This window comes from Pandoraea sp. E26, assembly GCF_000681415.1.
GTDB classification, from domain to species: domain Bacteria; phylum Pseudomonadota; class Gammaproteobacteria; order Burkholderiales; family Burkholderiaceae; genus Pandoraea; species Pandoraea pnomenusa.
On sequence record NZ_AYXJ01000034.1, the window covers coordinates 224,332 to 249,295 of the forward strand.

Annotated in this window: 13 protein-coding genes and 1 pseudogene; 6 read left to right on the plus strand and 8 right to left on the minus strand. The window is 66.2% G+C overall.

Annotation, left to right across the window (positions count from 1 at the left end):
• Positions 1-107: 107 nt before the first annotated feature.
• From W930_RS0121945 to W930_RS28455, 4 genes are all read left to right on the plus strand, one after another.
• On the plus strand, positions 108-6,134 hold the full coding sequence (locus W930_RS0121945; protein ID WP_023872661.1) for an alpha-2-macroglobulin: 6,027 nt from the start codon (positions 108-110) through the stop codon (positions 6,132-6,134).
• A gap of 19 nt (positions 6,135-6,153) precedes the next feature.
• A complete protein-coding gene (locus W930_RS28450) occupies positions 6,154-6,894 on the plus strand; it encodes a lysoplasmalogenase (protein ID WP_023598295.1) in 741 nt (246 codons plus the stop codon).
• Between the two features lie 5 nt (positions 6,895-6,899).
• Positions 6,900-9,200, plus strand: a complete 2,301-nt coding sequence (gene pbpC, locus W930_RS0121955; protein WP_023872659.1) for a penicillin-binding protein 1C — start codon at positions 6,900-6,902, stop codon at positions 9,198-9,200.
• Between the two features lie 173 nt (positions 9,201-9,373).
• The gene (locus W930_RS28455) at positions 9,374-10,345 is read left to right on the plus strand and encodes a delta(1)-pyrroline-2-carboxylate reductase family protein (RefSeq protein ID WP_023598297.1); all 972 of its coding nucleotides are present in this window, start codon (positions 9,374-9,376) and stop codon (positions 10,343-10,345) included.
• A gap of 105 nt (positions 10,346-10,450) precedes the next feature.
• Here W930_RS28455 and W930_RS0121965 read toward each other — a convergent pair.
• The 6 genes and pseudogenes from W930_RS0121965 to W930_RS0121990 form a co-directional block, all read right to left on the minus strand.
• A pseudogene (locus W930_RS0121965) lies at positions 10,451-11,236 on the minus strand (ATP-binding cassette domain-containing protein); the annotation flags it as partial.
• Positions 11,237-11,354: 118 nt separating this feature from the next.
• A complete protein-coding gene (locus tag W930_RS0121970; protein ID WP_369798702.1) occupies positions 11,355-12,521 on the minus strand; it encodes a FecCD family ABC transporter permease in 1,167 nt (388 codons plus the stop codon).
• Between the two features lie 101 nt (positions 12,522-12,622).
• Entirely contained in the window at positions 12,623-13,546 is a 924-nt protein-coding gene (locus W930_RS0121975) for a hemin ABC transporter substrate-binding protein (protein ID WP_023598300.1), read from the minus strand.
• Positions 13,543-14,655 carry a hemin-degrading factor gene (locus tag W930_RS0121980; RefSeq protein WP_024788831.1) on the minus strand — a complete coding sequence of 371 codons (1,113 nt, stop codon included), beginning with the start codon at positions 14,653-14,655 and terminating at the stop codon, positions 13,543-13,545. Before W930_RS0121980 ends, W930_RS0121975 begins: the two co-directional genes overlap by 4 nt.
• A 108-nt stretch (positions 14,656-14,763) precedes the next feature.
• Positions 14,764-17,091, minus strand: coding sequence for a TonB-dependent hemoglobin/transferrin/lactoferrin family receptor (locus W930_RS0121985; RefSeq protein ID WP_024788832.1), 2,328 nt, complete (start codon positions 17,089-17,091; stop codon positions 14,764-14,766).
• Positions 17,092-17,407: 316 nt separating this feature from the next.
• Positions 17,408-17,869, minus strand: a complete 462-nt coding sequence (locus W930_RS0121990) for an Lrp/AsnC family transcriptional regulator (RefSeq protein WP_010806630.1) — start codon at positions 17,867-17,869, stop codon at positions 17,408-17,410.
• Between the two features lie 228 nt (positions 17,870-18,097).
• On the opposite strand from W930_RS0121990, the gene W930_RS0121995 reads away from it, so the two are divergent.
• Positions 18,098-21,715, plus strand: a complete 3,618-nt coding sequence (locus tag W930_RS0121995; RefSeq protein ID WP_145929483.1) for an indolepyruvate ferredoxin oxidoreductase family protein — start codon at positions 18,098-18,100, stop codon at positions 21,713-21,715.
• Between the two features lie 252 nt (positions 21,716-21,967).
• On the plus strand, positions 21,968-22,996 hold the full coding sequence (gene trpS, locus W930_RS0122000; RefSeq protein ID WP_023872653.1) for a tryptophan--tRNA ligase: 1,029 nt from the start codon (positions 21,968-21,970) through the stop codon (positions 22,994-22,996).
• Positions 22,997-23,126: 130 nt separating this feature from the next.
• Here the strand turns inward: trpS and W930_RS0122005 are convergent, their stop codons facing one another.
• Both W930_RS0122005 and W930_RS0122010 read right to left on the minus strand, forming a co-directional pair.
• Positions 23,127-23,591 (minus strand): hypothetical protein, encoded by a 465-nt coding sequence (locus W930_RS0122005; RefSeq protein WP_023598305.1) that lies wholly within the window; start codon positions 23,589-23,591, stop codon positions 23,127-23,129.
• A 37-nt stretch (positions 23,592-23,628) separates the two neighbouring features.
• A complete protein-coding gene (locus W930_RS0122010) occupies positions 23,629-24,756 on the minus strand; it encodes a hypothetical protein (RefSeq protein WP_023598306.1) in 1,128 nt (375 codons plus the stop codon).
• Between the last annotated feature and the right edge of the window lie 208 nt (positions 24,757-24,964).

A 24,964-nucleotide genomic window follows, 5' to 3' on the forward strand; every position in this document is an offset into this window, starting at 1 on the left:
CACGAATCCCAAATGTCGTTTTCCGTCTCACATTGCTTGGGAAACGGTTCGAGATGCCAAAGACTGCGAGTTAGAATCGCCTCACCTGAACTCGAGAGGAGTCCGGCATGTACAGCCGATCGCAACGCGTTTGGCCGGCCGCGCCGCTGGCGTGGGCAGCACTGTGTCTGGGAATGTGGGTCACGCCGTTCGCGCATGCGGCGCGCGTTGTCAGTGTCAGCCCGCAAGGCGAGGTGGCAACGGTCGATCAGGTGGTCGTCAAGTTCGACGAAGCCATGGTCCCGGCGGGCGACCCGCGAGCCCAGGCGCCGGCCACCGTGCGCTGCGCGGATGCATCGCTCACCGGCGACGGCCATTGGCTCGAACCGAAGATCTGGGTCTACGATTTCAAGCAACCGTTGCCGCCGGGCGCGAAGTGCTCGGTCGAGATGCGCAGCACGTTGGCGGCGGTCTCGGGCACGGCGCTTTCCGGCACGACACGCTATGGCTTCAACACGGGCGGCCCGGCTGTCACGTCTATCCGTCCGTCGTACGGTCCCATCGACGAAAACCAGATTTTCATCCTCACGCTCAATGGCGAGGCTGCGACCGAGACGGTGCGCAAGAACGCCTGGTGCGAGACCGAAGGGTTGGGCGAGCGCATCGGGGTGAAGTCGATCGAAGGCGACACGCGCACGGCCTTGCTCAAGCGATTCAACCTCGAAAAGCAGGCGCCGCGCGTCGTCATGCTGCAATGCAACCGCACCCTGGCTGCCGGGGCAAAGATGCATCTGGTATGGGGTGCGGGGATTGCCACGCCGTCGGGGGTGCCGACGAAGCAGGCGCGCCGGTTCGAGTACGAAGTGCGTGAGCCATTTACCGCCAGCTTCAGTTGCGAGCGCGAGAACGCCAATGCACCGTGCACGCCGTTGCGGCCGCTGCGTCTGACGTTCAACTCGCCGGTCGCGCGCGACATGGCCGCCAGGATCCGCCTGCAGGGCGCCGGGGCCGAGCGCTCGCCCAAGTTCAGCGACACCGACCGCACGTCCAGCGTGAGCGACGTGACATTCGATGCCCCGTTCCCCGAGAAAGCCGAGCTCACCCTCACCTTGCCGAAGGGGTTCACCGACGATAGCGGTCGCGCGCTCGACAATGCGGGCGAATTCCCGTTGAAGACGAAGACGGCGACCATGCCGCCGCTGGCCAAGTTTGCCGCGGCGCCATTCGGCATTGTCGAGCGCTTCGCGGAGCCGGGCATGCCGCCGATGCTGCCGGTCACGCTGCGCAAGGTGGAGCCGGCATTGCAGATCCAAGGACTCGGCATGTCGGGCCAGGTGGCTGCCACGGCAGCGAACGGGCGCACGATGCAGTTGCGCGTGGATGACGATGCCGAGGTCATGAACTGGCTCTCGCGGGTGCGGCGTTTCGACGAAACGACGATGACGCGCAAGCAGATCGCTCAGGAGATGCCCTCGATCCTCACCGCGCCGGCGGCGAAGGAGGCGTTCGGGCCGAACGCGGCGGCGATCGTCCAGGACAAGGTCACCCGCTACGACACGCGAAGTCTGTCGCTGCTGTCCGGCTTGCCGGGCGTGCAGGCGCTGACGTTGCCGGTGCCCAAGGAGAACAATCCGCGCCCGTTCGAAGTGGTTGGCATACCGTTTCAGAAGCCCGGCTTCTACGTGGTGGAACTGGCTTCACCGTCGCTGGGCGCGGCACTGCTCGGCAAGTCGTTGCCGATGTACGTGCGCACCACGGTGCTTGTGACCAATCTGGGCGTGCATTTCAAGATGGGCCGCGAGAATGCCGTGGCGTGGGTCACAACGCTCGACAAGGGGCAGCCCGTGGCCAACGCAAGAGTTCGGGTGCTCGACTGCGACGGCAGCGAAGTGGCCACCGCCGTGACCGACAAGACCGGTGTGGCGAAGATCGACAAGTCGCTCGAGAAGTACCGATATTGCGAGAAGACGATGCGTTCGGGCTACTTCGTGGTGGCGCGCACGCAAGGCAGCGACCCCGACATGGCGTTCGTGTCGTCCGACTGGAATCGCGGTATCGAACCCTGGCGCTTCCACGTGCCGACGGACGGCGGCGACAGTCCCACGATTCGCGCGCAGACGGTTTTCGACCGCATGCTGTTCCGCGTAGGCGAAACCGTCTCGATGAAGCACTTCATTCGCCAGGAAACGATGCGGGGACTGGCGTTGCCCGCCAGCCTGCCGTCGCAACTGACGATTACGCACGAAGGCTCCGGGCAGACCTATACGCAGCCGGTTCAGTGGCGTAACGGACGCCTGGCCGAGAACACTTTCCAGATCCCGCAAGGGGCGAAACTCGGGGAGTACTCGGTCACGCTCGATTACACCGACACTGATTCGCGTCCGAAAGCGTATCCTTCGTCGCTCGACGCCGGGCATTTCCGAGTGGAAGCCTTCCGCTTGCCGGTGCTGGCCGGATCGATCGGCGTGCGTGACGCGGCGAAATCGCCGCTCATCAACAAGACCGAAGCGCCCGTGAACGTGCAGGTCAATTACGTGGCCGGCGGCCCGGCCGGTAACCTGCCGGTGCGGGTGTCGGCACTGTTGCGCGTGCGTGACCTGACGTTCGACGGATACGACGACTTCAGCTTTACGCCGTATCGGCCGCCTCAGGCGCAGTCGGGAGCCGGCGACGATGAGCCGGGCAACGACGAGAGCTCGGGGTCGAGCGACCAGAAGCTGGTGGCCGACAAGCAACGTCTCGTGCTCGATCGCAACGGTGCGGGCAGCCTCATGCTCAAGGACCTGCCGAAGGTCGACCGTCCGAGCGACCTGGTGCTCGAGGCCAGCTTTGCGGATCCGAACGGCGAGATTCAGACGCTTCGCGGCAACGCAACGCTGTGGCCCGCGAACCTGATCACCGGCGTGCGCAGCGAAAGCTGGGTGTCGGTGACGAACAAACTGCCCGTCAAGGCATTGGCGCTCGATCTGCAAGGCAAGCCGAAATCCGGCGTGGCGATGGACGTACGCGCCGAGGCGCGTATCACCACCAGCAGCCGCAAGCGCATGGTGGGCGGCTTCTATGCTTATGACAATCGAACCGAGGTGAAGGACCTCGGCACGGTATGCAGTGGAAAGACCGACGAGCACGGCCTGTTGTCGTGTGATGTCTCGCTCTCGCAGCCGGGGGAAATCACGCTGGTGGCGCAGGCGAAGGACGACAGGAACAACCTGAGCACGTCGACAACGAGTGTTTGGGTGACAGGGCGCGGCGAGGTGTGGTTCGGGGGCGACAACACCGACCGCATGGACGTGTTGCCCGAGCGCAAGACCTACGAGCCGGGCGAGACCGCCAAGCTTCAGGTACGCATGCCGTTCCGGTCGGCCACGGCGCTGGTTGCGATCGAGCGCGAAGGTGTGATGGAAACGCGCACGATGGAGATCTCGGGCAAGGACCCGAACGTTTCGCTCAAGGTCGAGCCATCGTGGGGACCGAACGTTTACGTGTCGGTGCTCGCGGTGCGCGGGCGGATCCACGAAGTGCCCTGGTACTCGTTCTTCCAGTGGGGCTGGAAGCAACCGCTGGAATGGTTCCGGGCGTTCTGGTACGAGGGACGGGAGTATCAGGCGCCCACCGGCCTCGTGGACCTGGGCAAGCCGGCCTATCGCTTCGGCTTGACGGAATTGCGTGTCGGCACGGCGGGGCAGCGGCTCGGCGTGGAAGTGAAACCGGATGCCGCGACGTATCCGGTGCGCGGCCACGCAAAAGTGCGCATCAAGGTGACCCAGCCGGACGGCAAGCCCGTTGCGGCAGGCACCGAGGTCGCGGTGGCGGCCGTTGACGAGGCGTTGCTGGAACTGGCGCCGAACACGAGCTGGAATCTGCTCGACGCCATGTGGCAACGCCGCAGTTACAGCGTGACGACCGCCACGGCGCAGATGGAGATCATCGGGCGCCGGCACTACGGCCGCAAGGCGGTACCGGCGGGCGGCGGCGGTGGCAAGAGTCCCACGCGCGAATTGTTCGACACGTTGCTGTTGTGGCAGCCGCGCGTCGTACTCGACGACAAGGGCGAGGCGAGCGTGGACGTTGCGCTCAACGACGCGTTGTCGAGCTTCCGCATCGTGGCCGTGGCGGACGACGGCAAGCCCGGCGCGCAGGCGCTCGGCTGGTTCGGTACGGGCTCGGCGACCATCCGCACCACGCAGGACCTCCAACTGATCTCCGGCTTGCCGCCGCTCGTTCGCGAGGGCGACAACTACCGGGCGCAATTCACCGTGCGCAACACGACGCAACACGCCATGCAGGTGCAGTTGACGGCGCGTGCGACGCAACTGACGCTGGCGCCGCAACGCATCGATGTACCGGCCGGCGAGTCGCGCGAAGTGGCGTGGGAAGTCACGGCCCCGACGGGCGCGGCCGACACGCGCGCGCAGCGGCTGGTGTGGGAAGTCAGTGCGCAGGCACCCGCGGCAGGGGGCGCGCCCGCCGCAAGCGACGCGATCAAGGTTGGCCAGGACGTGCAGCCGTCGTTGCCCGCAAGCGTGCAGCAGTCGGTGCTCACCCAGGTCGAAGGCAGTCTCACGCTGCCGATGGCGCCGCCTGCCGGCGCCGTGGCTGACAGTACGGGCAAGCTGCGCGGCGGCGTGCGCGTCAGCATGCAGCCGCGTCTGTCGCAGGGGCTACCGGGCGTGAGGCGCTGGTTCGAGCTGTATCCGTACGCGTGTCTGGAACAGCAGGCCTCGAAGGCGCTCGGCCTGCGCGACGTCGCCCAGTGGAAGCGCGTCATGGGCATGCTGCCGTCGTATCTCGACGAAGACGGCCTGGCGAGCTATTTCCCGCCGCAGGAAGGATTTGCGAGCCAGGGTAGCGATACGCTGACCGCCTACCTGCTGGCCGTGAGCCATGAGGCGAAGGCGCTCGATCCCGCGTATGGACTGCCCGACGATGCGTTGGCGCGAATGGAAGACGGTCTGACGGCGTTCGTGGAAGGGCGTCTCACGCGCCGCTTCTGGGCTCCGCGCGACGACCTGACCCTGCGCAAGCTCACCGCCATCGAAGCGCTGTCGCGCTATGGCCGGGCGAACGCGCGCATGCTGGGCTCGCTCACGCTCGCACCGAACGACTGGCCCACGTCCGCCGTCATCGACTGGTATGCAATCCTGCAACGGCTGCCGGATGTGCCGCAACGGGCCGAGCGTCTGGCGCAGGCCGAGCAGATCCTGCGTGCGCGCCTGTCGTATCAGGGCACGCGTGTCGGGTTCTCGACACAGGGCAGCGACGGCCTGTGGTGGCTGATGGTGGGTCCGGAAACGAATGCGGCCAGACTGGCGCTTCTGATGAACGCGAACCCGGCGTGGAAGGACGAGATGCCGCGCCTGGTGATCGGCCTGCTGGGATTGCAGACGCGAGGGGCCTGGTCGACGACGACCGCCAATGTCTGGGGCGGTCTGGCGGTCGATCGCTTCTCGGCTCGGTTCGAACGCGACACGCCCACGGGGCAGACGGCGATTCAGTGGCAGCGCGACAACCAGACGACTGGCGGTGTGCAAACCGTCGACTGGGACAAGCTCAAGGCGGGCACGCTGCCGCCTGCGGTGTCGCTGCCCTGGCTGGGCCACGCGACGGCTGGTTCGGATTCTGCGCGCGACGTGCTGCGTCTCGAGCAATCCGGTGCCGGCAAGCCGTGGGCGACGATTCAGAGCCTGGCCGCCGTGCCGCTCAAGGCGCCATTCTCGGCAGGCTATCGTGTGACGCGCAGCGTTCAGGTGCAGGACGCCGCCGAGCGCTCGGGAGAGAGCTTCGTACGCGGTGCCGTGCTGCGCGTGCGTCTCGATATCGACGCGCAGGCCGACATGCGTTGGGTAGTCGTGAGCGATCCGCTGCCGGGTGGCGCGACGGTGCTGGGCGGCGGGCTGGGACGCGACTCCGCCATTGCCACACAAGGCGAGAAGAGCGAAGGCGCCATGCCCGCGTTCGAGGAGCGCGCGCAGGACGCTTACCGCGCGTACTACGATTACCTGCCCAAGGGACAGCACCGCATCGAGTACACGGTGCGCCTGAACAACGTTGGCAAGTTCGCCACACCGCCGACCCGCGTCGAAGCGATGTACGAGCCCGCCATGTATGGCGAGACGCCGAACCCGCCGGTGCAGGTGGTGCCAGCGAAACCGTAATCAGGGGAGCCCGAGCGTCATGACGTCGAAACTCCTTGCACCGGCGGCGGCGCTGCCTGGCGAAGCACGCCGCTTCTGGTGGCTCGCCGCAATGGCCGGCGTTGCGTATGCGGTGTCGTTGCGCGGCGCGCCTTATGCGGATCAGGCCGTCGCGAAGGTCCTCATGTGTGCATTGTTGCTGTTCTCGGCGATGTATCACCGCGCGCCGGGCGAACGGGGGTGGCTGTGCGCCGCGCTGATCTTCTCCGGCGCGGGCGACGTGCTGCTGGCGCTGCCCGCGCTCTCGCAGGGGTTTGTGTTGGGGCTTGGGGCATTCCTGCTGGCCCACGTCGCGTACTTCGTGCTGTTCTGGCGGGTACGGCGTCGCTGGCGGCAGGTGCCTGGCTGGCATCGGATCGCCATCGTGCTGGTCTGGGTGGCGGCAGTGCTGGCCTACGTCATGTACTGGCCGGGCATGGGAGAACTCAAGGCGCCGGTGGCGTGTTACGTGGTGGTGCTCTCGATGATGGCATCGGCGGCACTGCTGGCCGATCTCGAAGGCGAATGGGCAGCCGTGGGCGCACTGCTGTTCACGGTCTCCGATGCGCTTATCGGCACCACGCGCTTCGTGGGGACGATCCCCGCTCAGGACTACGCCATCTGGATCTTCTATGGGCTGGCGCAACTGCTGCTCGTCGCGGGCATCATGGCGGTGCGCACGCCACGGTTGCCATACCATGCGCAGCGAAAGTTGCCGCAACTGACGAATGACAAAGGATGAAGCGAATGTGGGCGTGGTCTGAGGGGCGCGGCCGTGGCGTCGCGCGTCATGTGGTGTTGAGCGTTTCGCTCGCGCTCGGACTGCTGCACGCGTCGGCGCCGGCGCGGGCGGTGCCTTCGTTTGACGAAGTGCGTCACGACTGGCGTGCCTCGGATTGGATTCTGCTCGATCGCCGGGGGGAGCCCTTGCAACGCCTGCGCGCGGACATGCAAGCGCAACGTGGCGACTGGGTCACGCTCGCCGACGTCTCTCCCGCCTTTCGTCGGGCGTTGGTCGTCTCGGAAGACAAGCGCTTCTACGAGCACAGTGGCGTGGACTGGCGCGGGGTGGCCGCAGCAGCCTGGGGCAATCTCTGGCACTCGCGCACGCGCGGCGCGTCCACGCTGACGATGCAGCTCGCCGGCCTGCTCGACGACGATTTGCGTCCCAGCGCGCGCAATCGTTCCGTCACGCAGAAGATCGGGCAGGCCGCAACGGCCCTGTGGCTGGAGCAGCGCTGGCGCAAGGACCAGATTCTGGAGGCCTACCTCAACCTCGTGCCGTTTCGCGGGGAACTCGTTGGTATCTCGGCGGTGTCGCAAACGCTCTTCGGCAAGCTGCCCAGCGGGCTCGATGCGCGCGAATCGGCACTCGCCGTGGCGCTGCTGCGCGCGCCGAATGCGCCGGTCGCCCGCGTTTCCCAGCGGGCTTGCGGCATTCTTCGCGACGTGGGGCAGAGCGCGGACTGCAACGGTCTGGACGGCTACGCGCAACTCGTGTTCTCGCGACCTGCCAGCGTGATGACGACGCGCGACGCCGTCAATCTCGCTCCGCACTTCGCGCGCCGCGTCTTCAGCGCAAGCCGTCCGCCGCCGGGCACGACGATCACCAGCACGCTCGACGTGAATCTTCAGCGCATGGCAGTTACGACGCTGCAACAAACGCTGCGCGAACTGGGCACGCCCGGCCGCTCGCGCAACGTGCAGGACGGCGCGATCGTCGTGATCGACAATGCGAGCGGTGACATCCTCGCATGGGTCGGTTCCTCCGGCGTACTGTCGGCCGCGGCACAAGTCGATGGCGTGACCTCGCTGCGTCAGGCCGGCTCGACACTCAAACCGTTTCTCTACGCGCAGGCGATCGCGGAACATCGCCTGACGGCGGCCTCGCTGCTCGACGATTCTCCGATCGACCTGCCCACGGGCGGCGGCCTGTACATCCCGCAGAACTACGATCGTCACTTCAAGGGGTGGGTCAGTGCCCGTACGGCGCTGGCCTCGTCGCTGAACGTGCCGGCCGTGCGCACGCTCGTCATGGTCACGCCGCGCCGGTTCGCCAATACGCTCGTGTCGCTGGGGCTGCCGCTCACGCAAAGCGGTGACTATTATGGCTTCAGTCTCGCGCTGGGCAGCGCCGACGTCACCCTGCTGTCGCTCGCCAATGCCTACCGTGCGCTGGCCAACGGCGGCATCGCCAGTGGTGTGAACGAACGCATGCCCGAGACGGTGCGCGCTTCCAGCGCCCCCGGCGCCGGTACGCCAGGCACCCCCGGAATGCGCTCGTCGCCGCGCGATACGGCGCGCACCACGGTCTTTTCGCCGCAGGTCAGTTTCATCGTGTCCGACATGATCTCCGACCGACAGGCGCGCACGCGTACCTTCGGCCTCGACAGTCCCCTTTCGACCCGCTACTGGACCGCCGTCAAAACGGGGACCAGCAAGGACATGCGCGATAACTGGGCCGTTGGCTACTCGCGTCGCTACACGGTCGGTGTGTGGGTCGGCAACGCCGACGGTGCGCCGATGTGGGATGTGTCGGGCGTGTCGGGCGCGGCGCCCATCTGGCACCGTGTCATGGACTATCTACATCGCCGCACGGCGAGTCTGCCACCGCCCGCACCGCAGGGGCTGGAACATGTCGCGGTGCAGTATGCCGAGCACGTGGAGCCGTCCCGCGAAGAGTGGTTTCTGCCGGGCACCTCGCAGCGCACGATTGCGTTGTCGTCGCTGGCGACCAAGGCGCCGGGCGGTCCCCTCTGGCGCATTGCCGGACCCACGGACGGCACGATCGTCGCACTCGATCCCGATATCCCTCCCGCGAACCAGCGATTGTGGTTCCAGGTGGCCGCCGCCTGGCCCAAGGGGGCGGCATGGCGGCTCGACGGCAAGCCGTTGGCGGGCGCCGCGCGCGTGAGCTGGTTGCCGTGGCCGGGGCGTCATACGCTCGAACTCGTCGATGCCGCAGGAGCCGTGCGAGACAGCGTGCGTTTCGAGGTACGCGGTGCGACGCTCAACGACGGCAAGCGCATGCGCAATGCGAGTCGCTGAGCGCATGTGCGCATTGATCGTACGAAATGTCGCCAAAAAATTTTGATGTGGCAGACGCGTTGACGCGATGCGCGCTACACTGAATTCAGACTTGGCAAAGCGTGACGCAATGTGACGGCGACGAGTGCGAATTCCGCCGCCGATGGCGCACGCCTCGGAGCGGAGACATATCGATGATCACGCTGGACGCGCATCAGACCGCGCAGCTATTGCCTTATCCCCAATTGGCCGACGGCATCGAGGCCATGCTCATGGAGATGCGCTCGGGGACTGCCCGTGCCCCGGAGCGTCTGCATTTTTCCCTCACCGAACCGGAACGTGGCCGCCGAGGTGGCGTGCTGCTGGTCATGCCGGCCGTCAATCGCGATGTCGCGATGACCAAGCACATCACCGTGCATCCCGAGAACTGTCGCGTGGGCAAACCGTCGATCATCGGCGAAGTGATGGTGTTCGATCCGCACACGGGCGAGCGCCTCATGTTGCTCGACGGTCCGACCGTCACGGGACGGCGTACGGCCGCCGTCACGCTCTTCGCCGCACGGAAGTTCGCGCCGCGACCGAAGGGGCCGGTGCTGATCGTGGGCGCGGGCGTACAGGCGCGGGCGCACCTCGAGGCGTTTGCCGCCGGCATGGGCACGCGTCACTTCATGATCTTTTCCCGCAGCCCGGAGCGCGCGCATGCGCTTGCCGAGCACGCCGCGGGTCTTGGCGTGGAGGCGACGGTCGTCGATGCGATCGAGCCGGTGCTTAACACCGTGAGCGTCGTGATCGCGGCAACGACCAGCAGCGAGCCGGTACTGCCCGACAGCGATGTGATGCGCTGGCGCGACGATATTTTCGTGGCGGGCGTGGGCGCATTTCGTCCCGATATGCGCGAGTTGCCGCCCCAGCTCTGTCGCGATGCTGCCGTGCGTGGCACGCTCGTGGTCGACACATGGGAGGTCAAGCACGAGGCCGGCGACCTCCTGCATGCCGCGATCGACTGGGGCCGCGCGGCGCCGCTCATGGACGCAATCATCACGCCCGACCGTTTTCGCTCCAGTGGGCCTGTGCTCTTCAAGAGCGTGGGCTACGCGTTGTGGGATCTGGCCGCCGTGCTGTGCGCGCGCGCCAATCTGGAAAAGGACGGCGTGCCCGCTGCCTGACAGGCGCGGCGCAGCGGGTTACCACCGACAGTCGGCCGTCGTGCCCCTTTGTGTGTCGCTGTGTATCGCTGCTTATCGCTGCTTATAGCTGCGTATCGCTGCGCATCAGGCGGGCAGCGCGAACGGTACGCCCGAGCCTGCGCCGGAAAGCCCGGGCGACATCCCGGGCGTGATGACGTGGACCGGCAGTCCCAGCGTCGATTCGATGAGATCCGCGCGCATGACGTCGCGCGGCGCGCCGGTGGCGAGAATGCGTCCGTCGGCAAGCAGGGCCATGCGGTCGGCATGACGCGCCGCGAGGTTGATGTCATGCACGATCGCCATCGCGCCGAATCCCCACGATTTCGCGAGCGATCGCGTGAGCGCGAGCAAGTGGTGCTGATGGGCGAGATCCAGCGCCGCCGTCGGTTCGTCCAGCAGGAGATAGCGAGGCACGCTGGGGGCGACGGCGGCGGCGTCGGGCCACAGTTGCGCGAGCACGCGCGCGAACTGCACACGCGCCCATTCCCCACCCGACAGTGTCATCACGTCGCGCCCGAGCAGTGGCAGGGCGCCCGCGCGCTCCAGCGCGAGCGTGGCGATTTCGACATCGCTTTTCGCGGGTTGTCCGGCGCGCGCTCTCGATCTCGGAAACGGCAAACGCCCCATCGTCACGATCTCCAGTGCGCTGAACGGAAACGACAGCTGTGCCGTTTGCGGCAGAACGGCGCGCAACCGGGCCAGCGCCGCCGCACTGTATTGCGTGAGCGGCGAGCCGTTGAGCGTGACCGCGCCGCTTACCCGCGCGCGGGGCGGCAACGGTTCGCCCGCGAGCGCCTTGAGCAGGGTGCTCTTGCCGGCGCCGTTGCGCCCGAGCAGCACGAGTAGCTCACCCGGTCGGATATCGAGTGACAGGCCGTCGAGAACGGGCGAATCGGTGTGCGCAATCGTCAGGTCGTGGGCACTGAGCATGGCGAAGTCCTGTGTCGTCGGTGCGGCGGCGATTTCGTGGTTCCGTATCGTGCGGACATCACAGTCCGAACTCGCCACGGCGGCGCCATAGCAGCATGAGGAAGAAGGGGGCGCCGAGCAACGCCGTGAGAATGCCCAACGGCAGCTCGGCAGGGGCGACCCACGTGCGTGCGACGAGGTCGGCGACCAGCGTCAGGAAGGCCCCGAAAAGCGCCGCCGCCGGGAGTACCGCGCGCGGATCGGGACCGACAACCAGACGCACGATGTGCGGCGCGATCAGTCCGATGAAGCCGATCATGCCGCTCGAGGCGACCAGCGCTCCCACGCACAACGCGCAGGCCACCATCACGCGACGTTTGACCGACTGGACCGCAACGCCTAGGTGCAGCGCCTCCGCCTCGCCGAGCAGCAAGGCGTTGAGCGAGCGGCACTGCGTGCCGAGCGCAGCGATCCCCAGCGCGACCGGCCACACGATCACTCCCAGCATCGGCCATTGCGCGCCACCCAGACTGCCGAGTGTCCAGAAGGTGAGTGTTCGCAGTTGGGTGTCGTTGGCGAGGTAGGTCAGCAATCCGATGGCCGCACCGGACACCGCGTTGATTGCGATGCCGGCGAGCAGCAGCAGCGGCAGTGCCAGACGTCCTCGCCCCGCGGCAAGCCGGTAGACGAGCGCGGTCACGCCAAGTGCGCCGACGAAGGCGGCCGTGGGTAGCATCCAGAGGCCGAGCGACGCGCCGAGCGCGGCCGGCAACATGGCGCTGCCGAGCACGATGACACCTGCCGCGCCGAGCGCGGCGCCGCTGGCCACACCGATCAGGCCCGGGTCGGCCAGCGGATTTCGAAAGAGCGCCTGCAACGCGGCGCCGGCCGCGCCGAACCCGGCGCCCACCAGCACGCCGAGCACGATGCGTGGCAGACGTATCTGCAACATCACGCTGCGCGCCTGGTCTTGCGCAAAGTCCCCTGTCGCGCCGCGGAACAGCGCCGCCACGGCGTCGCCCGGGGCGATGCGATACGCACCGCCGCACAACGCCGCCAGGACAGCGAGGGCCAGCAGTCCCGACAGCGCCGTCATGACCACCCATCGGGGCGCACGGCGGCGAGTCACGCGGGTCGCGTGGGTCGCGCCGCGAGGGCCACCGCGGTGGCTCGGGGGCGCGACGCCGCCCGGTATGCCCGGCGAGGTGGACGGCGTCGTCTTGGGGATCGAAGGAGCGGCTGACATGGCTTCGTTGGCTGGCGGGTGACGGGATACGGTTGGGATTCGGACGGGACCGGCGTGGTCGGGGGGCATCGGGCGATCCCCTCAGGCCACGCCGGGCGCATTCACACGGCGTGCACGCGTTGCGCGAGATCGGTCACCGCCTGCGGCAGGCGAGGGCCGAAGCCGAGCAGATACAGCGCGTCGAAGCTCACGACACGCTTTGTACGCCCGGCGGGCGTATTGGCGAGGCCGGGCTGTGCCAGCAGCGTCGCGGCCGGATCCGCAGGCGATGGCCCCGTCGTGGTCGTGAGCAACACGTCGGGTCGTGCGGCAACGGCCGCCTCGGCCGTGAGCGGCCGATAGCCGGTGAAACCTTGTAGCGCGTTCTCGGCACCGGCAAACGCGAGCATGGCGTCGGCCGCCGTGTCCTGTCCGGCAACCATGACCTGATTGCCGGTGTGTCCGAGGATGAACAGCACACGTGGTCGCCGCGCAATGCCGTAGCGCTGCTCGATTTGCTCGCGAGCGCGTCGCCAGTTCGACATGAAGTCGCCGGCGACACGATCCCCGGCGTCGGGCACGCGCAGCGCGGCGGCAACGCCGCGAATGTTCTGGTGCACCAGCTCGGCGGTGTAGCCGTGGTTAAAGCGTTTGACGGGCACCCCGGCGGCCGCGATCTGCGACAGCACATTGGGCGGTCCGGCCTCCGCGCCGGCGAGCAGCAGGTCGGGGTGGAGCGAGAGCACGCCCTCCGCGGACAGCGTGCGCAGATAGCCGATCTTGGGCAGCTTCGTGGCGGCTTCGGGATAGAGGCTAGTCAGATCGTTGGCGATCACACGGTCCTGCGCGCCGAGGGCGTAGACGATTTCCGTGAGAGCGCCGCCCGCGACGACGACCCGTTTCGGGCCGGCGGGCGCCGCGCCCGGCGCGCCGGCATGCGCCAGCGACGGCAGCCGGGCGCTCAGGCCAGCCCCCGCCACCAGCGCAACGCCTGCGCCCAGCAGTGCGCGCCGCGACGCGCCATGCGCATCGAGCCGCCCGTTCATGCGCGAGTCTCCGGCTCGGCCTGTGCGGCTTGTGCGACTCGCGCGAGCGTCTCGCGCCAACCGTCGAGTTCCGGTTGTCCGGGCTTGCGCTCGCCGAAGAACATGGCGATGACCATGCCCGAGGCGTCGAGCAGTTCGAGCGACGAGACGATGCCGTCGGATGTCGGCTTGCGCACGATCCACGCGGTGTGGACCAGATCGTCGCGCAGGTGCAGATTGAAGCCCGGATCGAGCACGTTGACCCACGGCCCCATCACGCGAATCGTCTTCACGGGGCCGGTGTGAATCTGGATCATGCCGGCATTGCCGACGAACACCATGATCGGCAGGCCGGTGCCGGCGGCGTCCTCGAGCAGGGCGCGCACCGACGCCGCGCTCACACGGCGGGCGTGCCCCTCGGGGGCGAGGCGCAATGCCTGAGCCCGCGAGACGCCGTGGCGTTTGAGCATGTCGAAGAACTGGTGCGTGTCGGTCATGGCCAGCCAGTCGCGCTGGAAGGCGGCAATATCGATCTGCGCGTCGGGCGTTTCGGGTTTCGGGGTGTCGGCGGCGCTCACGTGCTGGCCCGGTGTCTGATCGCTGGCGCGAAAGCGTGCGACGAGCGCTTCGTACGCGGCCACGTCACTGTGATCGCGCAGGAACATCTTGTGCACGGCGGTGCCGGTCTTGTCGAAGAATTGCAGCGAGCGTCGCGGGCCCTGTTCCGTGGGCGTCTCGACGGCGTATCCGTATGCCCACTGATGGTAGAAGATGCGCAGATCGAGGTCCTTGCCCAGACCGAGACCGATGGTGCCCTGATGCGAGAGCTTCTCGTACTGGCCGTCCTTTTCGTGCACGGCCGCGGCGTTGCGTGTGAGTGCCATCACGCGGCCCAGCGCGGGCAGCGCTTCGATGATCTCCGGGAATTCGGGGCGCAGGCGCACGACGTGTTCGCCGACGAATGCCGCGACCGTTTCGCCCTCGGACACGCCGAGTGCCGCGGCGGCGTCGCGATCGCGCAGGTTCCGTTCGGTCTTCACGCGTTGAAATTCGCTGCGCAGACGGGCGACGTCGGCGAGCGCGGGAAATGCCGGGTGGGCGGCGGCAGTGGCGTTTTGAGCGTTCATCATGGCGATTCCTTGATTGCGTGTTTGCTGGCAGTGGCTGGCAGGCGTCGGGGCGGCCCCGTCTGGCGAAGGCTGGACCGCACCGACGCAGGTTCTGAAGTGAGACGACATTTAGTACTGGAGCTTCAGGCTCACGGCCACGCTGCGGCCGGGCGCCGAATACGCGTCCTTGAGCGTCGAGTTCTCGGCGAGGTTGCGAACGTCCGACCAGTTCCAGTACCGGCGGTCGAACACGTTGTAGACGCCGGCATAGACCGTGGCGTGCTTGTTGATGTGATAGCCACCCGACAGGTCGAGCACGACCGATGACGGAGGTGCCCAGCAGTTCTGGTTCTGCTGCGTGCCCGACGTACAGGTCTTCGCGATCTGGCCTTGCGACTTGGCGGCCTGGAAGAGCAGGTCGGCCTGTGCGAACCACGTGCTGTTCGGCTCGTAGCGCACGCCGAGCACCATCGAGAACGGGTTGACGGTGTTCAGCGGCTGGCTGGCCGATCCGTCGTCTTCGGTCGTGCCGTGCGTGTAGGCCATGGCGGTGCGCAACGTCACCCCTGACTTGAGCGCCCACGTGGCCCGGCCTTCCCACCCCTGAATGCGGGCGCGGCTGAAGTTCACGTACTGATAGATGAGGGGATCGTTCGGTCGACCCGAGCCGCTGATGTTCTGCTGCGATATGAAATTGCGGTAATTGCCCGCGAACACTGCCGTGCTGTACGTGACCGGGCCGAGCGTGGTGGCCAGGCGTCCGCGCAGACCCAGCTCGACCGTGTCGCTGGTTTCGGGCTTGAGGTTCGGGTTCGCGATCGACATGTAGCCGAAGATCGGATTCGAGAAGCCGTTGTTGACCTGATCCGGTGTGGGCGTGCGGAAGCCCCGCGCGTATTGCACGTACGGAATCAGCGAAGGGGCGATTTCGTACATGATCGCCAGGCGCGGCGAGAAGGCCGAATCGTTGGACGAAGTCGGTTGCACGCGCGTGCCTGAGCGCGTTTGCGACACGTACAGCGGGTCGTTCTGCTTGGGCGATAGCCAGTACGCGTCGTATCGGATGCCAGGCGTGACGGTCAGCGAACCATAGCGAATTTCATCCTGGAGATAAGCGCCGAAAAGCGTGTAGTCGGTGTCGGGGAAAGCCTTGTTCGGGAACGATTCGCCCACGCCCGGCACGGTGCCGTTTCGATAGCTGGTGATGTACGCGAGGCTTGCATCGGTGCCATACACGAGCTTGTGGGCGAGCGGGCCGGTCACGAAGTTGCTCTGCGCCTGCAGCGAGCCGCCCACCGTGCGTTCCTTATACGTGTTGTCGCGCGTTCGGTCGCCTGCCGTTCGATTCTCGTAGGAGTACTGACTGTTCTTGGCATCCTGAAAGTAGAGCAGGGCGTGAAGGTTCTGCACATAGGCCCGCGACGCGTCGTTGAAGTCGTAATCGAGGCTGATGCGATTGCGCTCGAGGCGGTCGCTTGTGGTCAGGCCGAGGGTGGTCGGCGGGTTGATCGCCGACAGCACGTTCGAATCCACGCGGCGGCGCACGTTCTCTCCCGTGAGCTTGAACGTCGAGAACGGCGAGGCCTTGAAAACCAGCTTGCCGAGTACCGAGTTGCCGTTGGTGTCCTGGGGATTGGCAGTGGTGCGTGCGGTGCTGGCCGAGTTGTTCGTGCCCTTGCCGTCGAGCTCGTGCCCCTTGTTGCCGTCGACGATCACCATGCCCTGCCATTGCTCGCCGCCCCACGCCGCCTGGGCCGTCGTGCCGAAGCTGCGGTCCATCGAGTTGTAGTACGGGCGCAGCGAGAAGTAGGTCGACTTGCCGAACACGTCGAGCAGGTCTTGCGGGTCCTTGGTGAGGAAGTTGACCACCCCGGTCAGGCCATCGCTGCCGTAGAGCGAGGAGGCCGGGCCGCGCAGGATTTCGATGCGACGCAGCAGGTCCATGCTCAGGTAGTCGCCGCGCCCCGCTTCGAGTGGGCCGAACGCATACGACGAGGGCATGCGGATGCCGTCTTCGAACAGCGCGACGCGGTTGCCTTCGAGGCCACGGATGTTGATGCTGGCGTTGCCGTCGCGGCCCCCGCCGGCGGCTGCGGAGGCGGGGCGATACGGCGCGCGGCGCACCGTCACGCCCGGCTCGTAGCGTAGCGCCTCCTTGATGTCCTGCGCCTGCTGCTCCTCGAGATCCTGATCGGTGATGACCGAAATCGACGCCGGCGTGCGCTCCGCTTCAGTGGGCGTGCGTGTTGCCGTTACGTTGACCTCGCGCAGGTTGGCTTCCGCGAGCTGCAACGATGCCGCGGGCGCCGTCTGGGCGAAGACGGCGGGCCACCAGAACGCGGCGAGCACCGCACCGGCCACCGGGTGAAGGCGCCGACGACCGGCGCGGTTCGGATGGCGTCGCGACGATGGTTCGGCGAAGCCCGGGTTCGCGCCGTGTCCCCGGCGCAAGGTCATGAAAAATGCGCGGCCCCCGCCGCTCGACGACTGCTTCACTGCTGGCTCCCAATGCTAGAAAACCCCGTTTCTGGCTGGCGAGCGCTCGTGGCAGTCTGCGTGCGAACAACGCCGGAATCGACGCTGTGAGACACGCTGGCAGGCGCGGCTGGCGAAATGTTTCGTGCCACCCGGCCGCGGATGTTCGGCCTAGGGACGAAATGCTTTTGATGAAACTCAAATGAGAATCATTTGCATTTTTAACGAAGATGCCCGTCTCGTCAAGGGCGTTGTCGCACAAAGTCGACAGACGGATGGGATTGGAAAGGCGCGCCGGTCAGATCGGCAGGCTTGTGTCGAACTTGATCTCGCGCAGCACGACGCTCGTTTTCACGTTCGCCACGGCGGGCAGACGGAAGATGTGCTCGTGCAGAAACGCGTCATAGGCCTTGATGTCCGGCGCAACGATCTTGAGGATGTAATCGGCTTCCCCGGTGGTGCTGTAGCACTCCGTGACTTCGGGGCAGGTACGGATTTCCCGCTCGAACTGCTCGGTGCCGCCTTCCGTGTGGCGCGTGAGTTGCACGTGGGCGAGGGCGCATACGTGCAGGCCCAGCTTTTCGCGATCGAGCAGCACCGTGTAGCGCTGGATCACGCCGCTCTGTTCCATGTCCTTGATCCGCCGCCAGCACGGCGTCGCCGACAAGCCAACGTTTTCGGACAGCTCCTGCGCCGAGCGGCGTGAGTCGATCTGCAATAGCCGGAGAATCTGTCGAGCGAAGTTGTCGAGTAATTCCATTTTCCAAATCCGATTTTTTCGAAATGAACGTTTCTTATTGTGCGCCATCAGGAGTGAAATAGTAAAAATCTTTCTCCTGCCTCCCCATACACTGCTTGCATAACCGACGCGGCCGGGTGCGATGCGCACGCGGTGGGTCGAGATCAACAGAACATATGCCCCCGAAGTCCGGCCATTGCCCTCGTCTGTCCTGACCTGGTGCGCGCCGCGGGGATCAGGAGATACACGATGAACGCCCCCATGCGCGCCACATTGGCGACGCCCACGGCCAACCCCCTGGCCCATCCCGATTACCAGCTCTCCGACGCCCTCACGGCGCGTCGCGGGCAGATTTTCCTGACCGGCACGCAGGCGCTCGTGCGCATCCTGCTCATGCAACGCCAGCTCGACGCGGAGCGCGGCCTGAATACGGCGGGGTTCATCAGCGGCTATCGTGGCTCGCCGCTCGGCGGCGTGGACCAGCAACTGTGGAAGGCGAAGAAGCTGCTCGATGCGGCGAACGTCAAATTCCTGCCGGCCATCAACGAGGAACTCGGTGGCACCGCCGTCATGGGCACGCAGCGCGTGGAAGCCGATCCGGAACGCACGGTCGAAGGCGTGTTCGGCATGTGGTACGGCAAGGGCCCGGGCGTCGATCGCGCGGGCGATGCGCTCAAGCACGGCAATGCGTATGGCGCGTCGCGTCATGGCGGCGTGCTCGTGGTCGCGGGGGACGATCATGGGTGCGTGTCGTCGTCGATGCCGCACCAGAGCGACTTCACGATGATGTCGTGGAGCATGCCCGTGCTGAACCCGGCGGACATCGGCGAGCTCGTCGAATTCGGACTGTACGGTTACGCGCTGTCGCGTTTTTCCGGCGCGTGGGCGGGTCTGAAGGCCATCTCCGAGACGGTCGAGTCGCGAGGCACCGTCGATCTCGACAAGATTCGCACCGATTGGGCCGAGCCGCAGGACTACGTGGCGCCCGCGGGCGGGCTGCACAATCGTTGGCCCGACTTGCCGAGTCTGGCGCTCGAGGCGCGTCTTGCCGACAAGCTCGACGCCGTGCGAGCTTTCTCGCGCGTGAACAGCATCGACAAGTGGATCGCGCCGGCGCCGCATGCCGATATCGGCATCGTGACGTGCGGCAAGGCGCACCTCGACCTGATGGAGACGCTGCGCCGCCTCGACATCACCGTGAGCGATCTCGAAGCCGCCGGGGTGCGCATCTATAAGGTGGGCTTGTCGTTCCCGCTGGACATGTCGCGTCTGGACGCGTTCGTCTCCGGTCTCAGGGAAATCCTCGTGATCGAGGAGAAGGGCCCGGTCGTCGAGCAGCAGATCAAGCAGTACCTCTACAACCGCACGGCGGGCACACGCCCGATCGTGCTCGGCAAGACCGACGCCGATGGCCGTGCGTTGCTCTCGGCGCTTGGCGAGCTGCGTCCGTCGCGTGTGCTGCCGGTGTTCGCCGAGTGGCTCGCGAAGCATCGACCGACGCTCGATCGCCGCGAGCGCGTGGTCGATCTGGTGGCGCACGAGATCCTGTCGAACGCGGCCGACGGCGTGCGCCGCGTGCCGTACTTCTGTTCGGGGTGCCCGCACAACACGTCGACGAAGGTGCCGGAAGGCTCCATTGCGCAGGCGGGCATCGGCTGTCACTTCATGGCGTCGTGGATGGATCGCGACACGACCGGCCTGATCCAGATGGGCGGCGAGGGCGTGGACTGGGCGGCCCACTCGCACTTCACGAAGCGGCCGCATGTGTTCCAGAACCTGGGCGACGGCACGTACTTCCATTCGGGGCTGCTCGCGATTCGTCAGGCCGTGGCATCGAAGGCGAACATCACCTACAAGATTCTCTACAACGATGCCGTGGCCATGACCGGTGGCCAGCCGGTCGACGGTTCGATCTCGGTGCCGCAGATTGCGCGTCAGGTCGAAGCGGAGGGCATCGCGAAACTCGTGGTGGTGAGCGACGAGCCCGAGAAATACATCGGCCACGAAGGCCAGTTCCCCAAGGGCACCACGTTCCATCACCGTAGCGAGCTCGACGCGGTGCAGCGCGAGCTGCGCGAAATCCCGGGCGCGACCGTGCTCATCTACGATCAGACGTGCGCGGCCGAGAAGCGTCGTCGTCGCAAGAAAAACGAATTTCCGAATCCGGACCGGCGTCTGTTCATCAACGAAGCCGTTTGCGAAGGTTGTGGCGATTGTGGCGTGGCGTCGAACTGTCTGTCGGTGGAGCCGGTCGAGACCGCGCTCGGACGCAAGCGTCGCATCGATCAGTCGTCGTGCAACAAGGACTTTTCGTGTGTGAATGGCTTTTGCCCGAGCTTCGTGTCGGTCAAGGGCGCGCAATTGAAGAAGGCGCTCGCCGCCGCGTTCGATCAGGCGGCATTCGAGCATCGTCTGAATGCGCTGCCGCAGCCGGCGGCACTTGCCGGCGACGCGCCTTTCGACATCATGGTCACGGGCGTGGGCGGCACGGGTGTGGTGACGATCGGCGCGCTCATCACGATGGCTGCGCATCTGGAGGGAAAGAGCGCCTCGGTGCTCGACTTCATGGGTTTCGCCCAGAAGGGTGGTGCGGTGCTGTCGTTCGTGCGGTTCGCGAACACGCCGCAAGCGCTCAATCAGGTGCGCATCGACACGCAGCAGGCCGACGTGCTGCTCGCGTGCGACATGGTGGTGGGCGCCAGTGCCGACGCGTTGCAGACCGTGCGCCGCGACCGTACGCGCGTGGTGGTCAACACGCATGCGATCCCGAACGCGACGTTCGTGCAGAACCCTGACGCCAGCCTGCACGCGGATGCCCTGCTCGCGAAAATGCGTCATGCGGCCGGCAACGGCAAGCTCGACACCTGCGACGCACAGGCGCTCGCGCAGCGCTTCCTGGGCGACACGATGGGCTCGAACATCATCATGCTCGGCTACGCGTGGCAACTGGGGCTGGTGCCGGTGTCGCTGCACGCGCTGCAACGCGCCATCGAACTGAACAACGTGGCGGTGCCGATGAACCAGCTGGCGTTGGCGATCGGGCGGCTGGCCGCTGGCGATCCGTCCGCACTGACCGAGACCACGGCCAAGGCGGCGCATGCGCCGATGCATGCGCCGGTCGCGGACGACATGACGTTCGATGCGCTCGTCGCGCATCGCGTGGAACTGCTCACGCAGTACCAGAGCGCCGCGTATGCCGCGCAATTCACCGCGTTCGTGAAGCAGGTGGTCGATGCGGAAACGCGTGTGGCCGGTGCACCGGGCCGCCTGTCGCGCGCCGTCGCGCAGCAGCTCTCGCGTTTGATGGCTTACAAGGACGAGTACGAAGTGGCGCGCCTGTATGCGCAGAGCGCCTTCGCCGATGCGCTGGGCGAGGCGTTCGAAGGCAAGCCGGGGCGCGATTTCCGTCTCGAGTTCCACATGGCACCGCCGCTCATCGCGCGCGGCAAGGACGGTGCGGTGCCAAAGAAGGTGACGATCGGGCCGTGGCTGTGGCCGGTGTTGCGTGGCATGGCGAAGTTGCGCGGCTTGCGCGGTGGGGCGCTCGATGTGTTCGGCTACACGCTGGAGCGTCGCATGGAGCGCCAGTTGATCGCCGACTACCGCACCACGATCGAACGCGCGTTGGCGGGGCTGACGGCTGACACGCTGGCGGATGCCGTGGCGCTTGCCGAAGTCCCCGCAAAGATTCGCGGTTACGGCCATGTGAAGCTGGCGAATCTGGCGATGGCCAAGCGCGTCGAGGCGACGATCGCCGCCCGTCTGGGCGTGACGCCGGCGACCGGCGACGCGGTCGAGCAGGCCCTCGCGCATGCCCGTGATACCGGAAAGTCGCTCAAGGGTATTCCGGTGGTGACGGCGCGCTAAGCGTATTCATCCGCGCTGAACCGGTGCATGAAACGGGGGCTTCGGCCCCCGTTTTTCATGGTTCTGCCGGAGGCACCGCCGTGTTCGGCGCGAGGGTTTCTGCACCATCACGCGGCCGACGCGATAACATTCGGGAGTTAAGGTTGATGCATCCGGGCGAACCGGATGTCCCATGGCACGGCTTCGGTAACATGCCGCCCACCGCCACAGGACTTCGCGTATTGCCATAAGCGCTTGATTACGGAGAGGAAAATGAGTGTTTCGAAGGCACCTGCGGATCGCAAGGTGATCCTCACGGGCGACCGCCCGACGGGGCCGCTGCATCTGGGTCACTACGTCGGCAGTCTGAAGAACCGCGTGGCCTATCAGAACGAGTACAAGCAGTTCGTGCTGGTGGCCGACGCACAGGCGCTCACCGACAACACGGACGATCGCGGCAAGGTGCACCGCAACGTCTCGGAAGTCGCGCTCGACTATCTGGCCGTCGGCATCGATCCCGACGTGACGACCATCTGCGTGCAGACCTGGCTGCCCGAGCTGACCGAACTCACCTTCTACTACCTGAACCTCGTGACGGTCGCGCGGCTCGAGCGCAACCCCACGGTCAAGCAGGAGATCGTGCTGCGCAACTTCGAGCGGGATATTCCCGCGGGCTTCCTCACCTATCCGGTGAGCCAGGCGGCGGATATCACGGCGTTTCGCGCCACGCTCGTGCCGGTGGGCGAGGATCAGTTGCCGATGATCGAGCAGACCAACGAAATCGTGCGTCGCCTGAACCGTCTGGCCGATCGCGAGATCCTCGTCGAAACCAAGGCCCTCGTGCCGCCCATCGGACGCCTGCCCGGCATCGACGGCAAGGCCAAGATGAGCAAGTCGCTCGGCAACGTGATCAACATTTCGTCGACGCCCGACGAAATTCGCGCCGCCGTGAAGAAGTGCTACACCGATCCGCTGCACCTGAAGGTGGAAGACCCCGGTCACCTCGAAGGCAACGTGGCATTCGCCTATCTCGATGCCTTCGACGAAGACAAGGAAGGCCTGCAAGCGCTCAAGGATCACTACGTGCGCGGCGGTCTGGCCGACTCGAAGGTGAAGGCGCGCCTGGAAGAGCGCCTGCAGGAGTTGCTGCGCCCGATGCGCGAGCGCCGCGAGCAGTTCGCCAGGAACCCGGACTACGTGTGGGACATGCTGCGCGCAGGCACGGAACGCGCGCGCGAAACCGTCTCGCAGACGCTCGACGATGTGCGCTCCGTCTTCGTCACGCCGGGTTGGAAGAAGTAATGCTCAGGATGGCATAGCAAATATCGCCGGCAACGCTTCCGGCGAGGCTGACGATGAAAAGAGGGCAGGTCGTGATTTCACGGGCTGCCCTTTTTGCATGGGGCGCGACGTGACGAGGCCCGGCCGTGCTTCACTGCGCGGAAGGAGGCACTGGGCCAGCCTCGGCCCGGACATCGGTGTCGGTGTCGTTGGCGGTGTCCGAATCGTCGTCGGGGTCGCTTGCCGTGTCGCTGTCGGTATCCGTGTCGAGATCCAGTCCGGCAAAGGCTCGGCGAATCTGCTCGTTCGTCGGCAGGAGCGAGAACGCGTAGTTGTTCAGTTGCTTGCACTCGGCCAGCGATGCCTGGAATCGCGCCTCCTGTTCCGGGCTCAGCGTTACGCCGCTGCGGGCCATGTCTTCCCTTTGGGCCGTGAGCGACGCGATCTTCTGGAGAATGACCTCCTGGTTCTCGCGGAAGCGGTTCAACTGCACCCGGCATTGCATGATGTCATCGGTCAGGCGCATGGCGCTGGCGAGCTGGTGACAACTTTGCGCCGCGCCGGACGGGGCGGGAGGTGGTTGCGGCGGCGGCAGGGCGTCGTTGATGTTGGGCATGGATAATCTCTCCGGTAAAGGGGAACGGACTCGTACATCATTTGCCTCGTCTGGGCGTCGTGCTCCCCAGCGCGCCGCCCAGATGGTCCAACTGCTCGACAACCCGCGTCTGCGTGCTCGACGCGGTCGTGATGTCGTCGTTGAAATGTACGGCCACGCGTCGTGCGGTGCCTTGCTCGTGATTCAGGTCGTACCGTCGGTGCGTTTCGATTTCGCGATGGATGTCGCGATGCAGGTGCTCGACCGTCTTGATGCATTCGGCCAACTCACTCCAGCCGGGATTGCGGGTGTAACCCACGATGCTGAAGATGCCGTTGCCGGTCGCCATCAAACCAGTGGCGGTCGCGCCGATCTTCAATCCGAGGCCTAGCCCAACGAGCGCGGGCAGCATTGGCGGCAGGAACATCGAGGCGATGCCCAGCGACGCCGTCACCAGCGCGAGGCCGAGCAGGATCGCAATCTTTGTTTTCCAGCGTCGCCGCTCCGGCGGAATTGCGGCCTCGGCCTTGGCGAGGAAGTTCTCGATGTGCGGCTCGGCCACGCGCAGAACCAGTCCGGCCGCGTCGAACGCCGCCGCGAGCTGGGCCCTTGCCCGTTTCGATGCCTTGCCGCGCGTACTGCCCCGAAGGGTGCGGCTTTGGACGTCGAGGCGACGCAACGCGCGCGCGGTCAGGCGGATCTGTGCCACCGCCCGGTCGAGTTCCGTGAGCACGCTCAGGGCGGCCTTTGCGTTGGGCGTCAGGGTGGCGTGATCGGTCGCGTGACGCTGGCCGCCCACCGAGCGCCACGACCCCCATGGGGCCTGCCGCGATCGATAAATACGGGCGATCGCTGTCTCGAAGCGAAGCATCAGGCGATCGATGCTGTCGGGGCCGTCGACCTGATGCGACTTCACGCTCGCGATCAATTCGCTGAGTTCGCCGAAGGCTTCCGGCAGCGGTGCGACCGCCAGATCGCAACGCAACTCCCTTGCCATGGCCGCCCAATCGTTGCCGATCTCGCGCAGGCCGCTCGTGATGGAGGCGCGCAACGTCTCCATGGTTTCGGGGTCCCGCGGCAGCGGCGTGTCCGGACTTCGCTGCCGCACGCTCACGCCCTGCCAGTCGTTGCGAGCCGGCGCGGCCGAGGCGTCCTTGAACCAGCCGTTGTCAACGACCGGAGGCATGCAGGGAAATTCGAGAGGCAACAGAACATTCGTCATGATCGGGGGCTCACGTTGTTCTTGTGATGCCAGACTAGGTCGCGATCCGTCGGGTCTCTTTCATTTTTCGCGCACCGCCGCGCGGTTGAGTCACGAAAAAAAACGCCGCGATGTTTTCACATCGCGGCGCTACGTCTTTCGCTTGTCGTGCTGTGTCGTCGCGGGGGTTCGA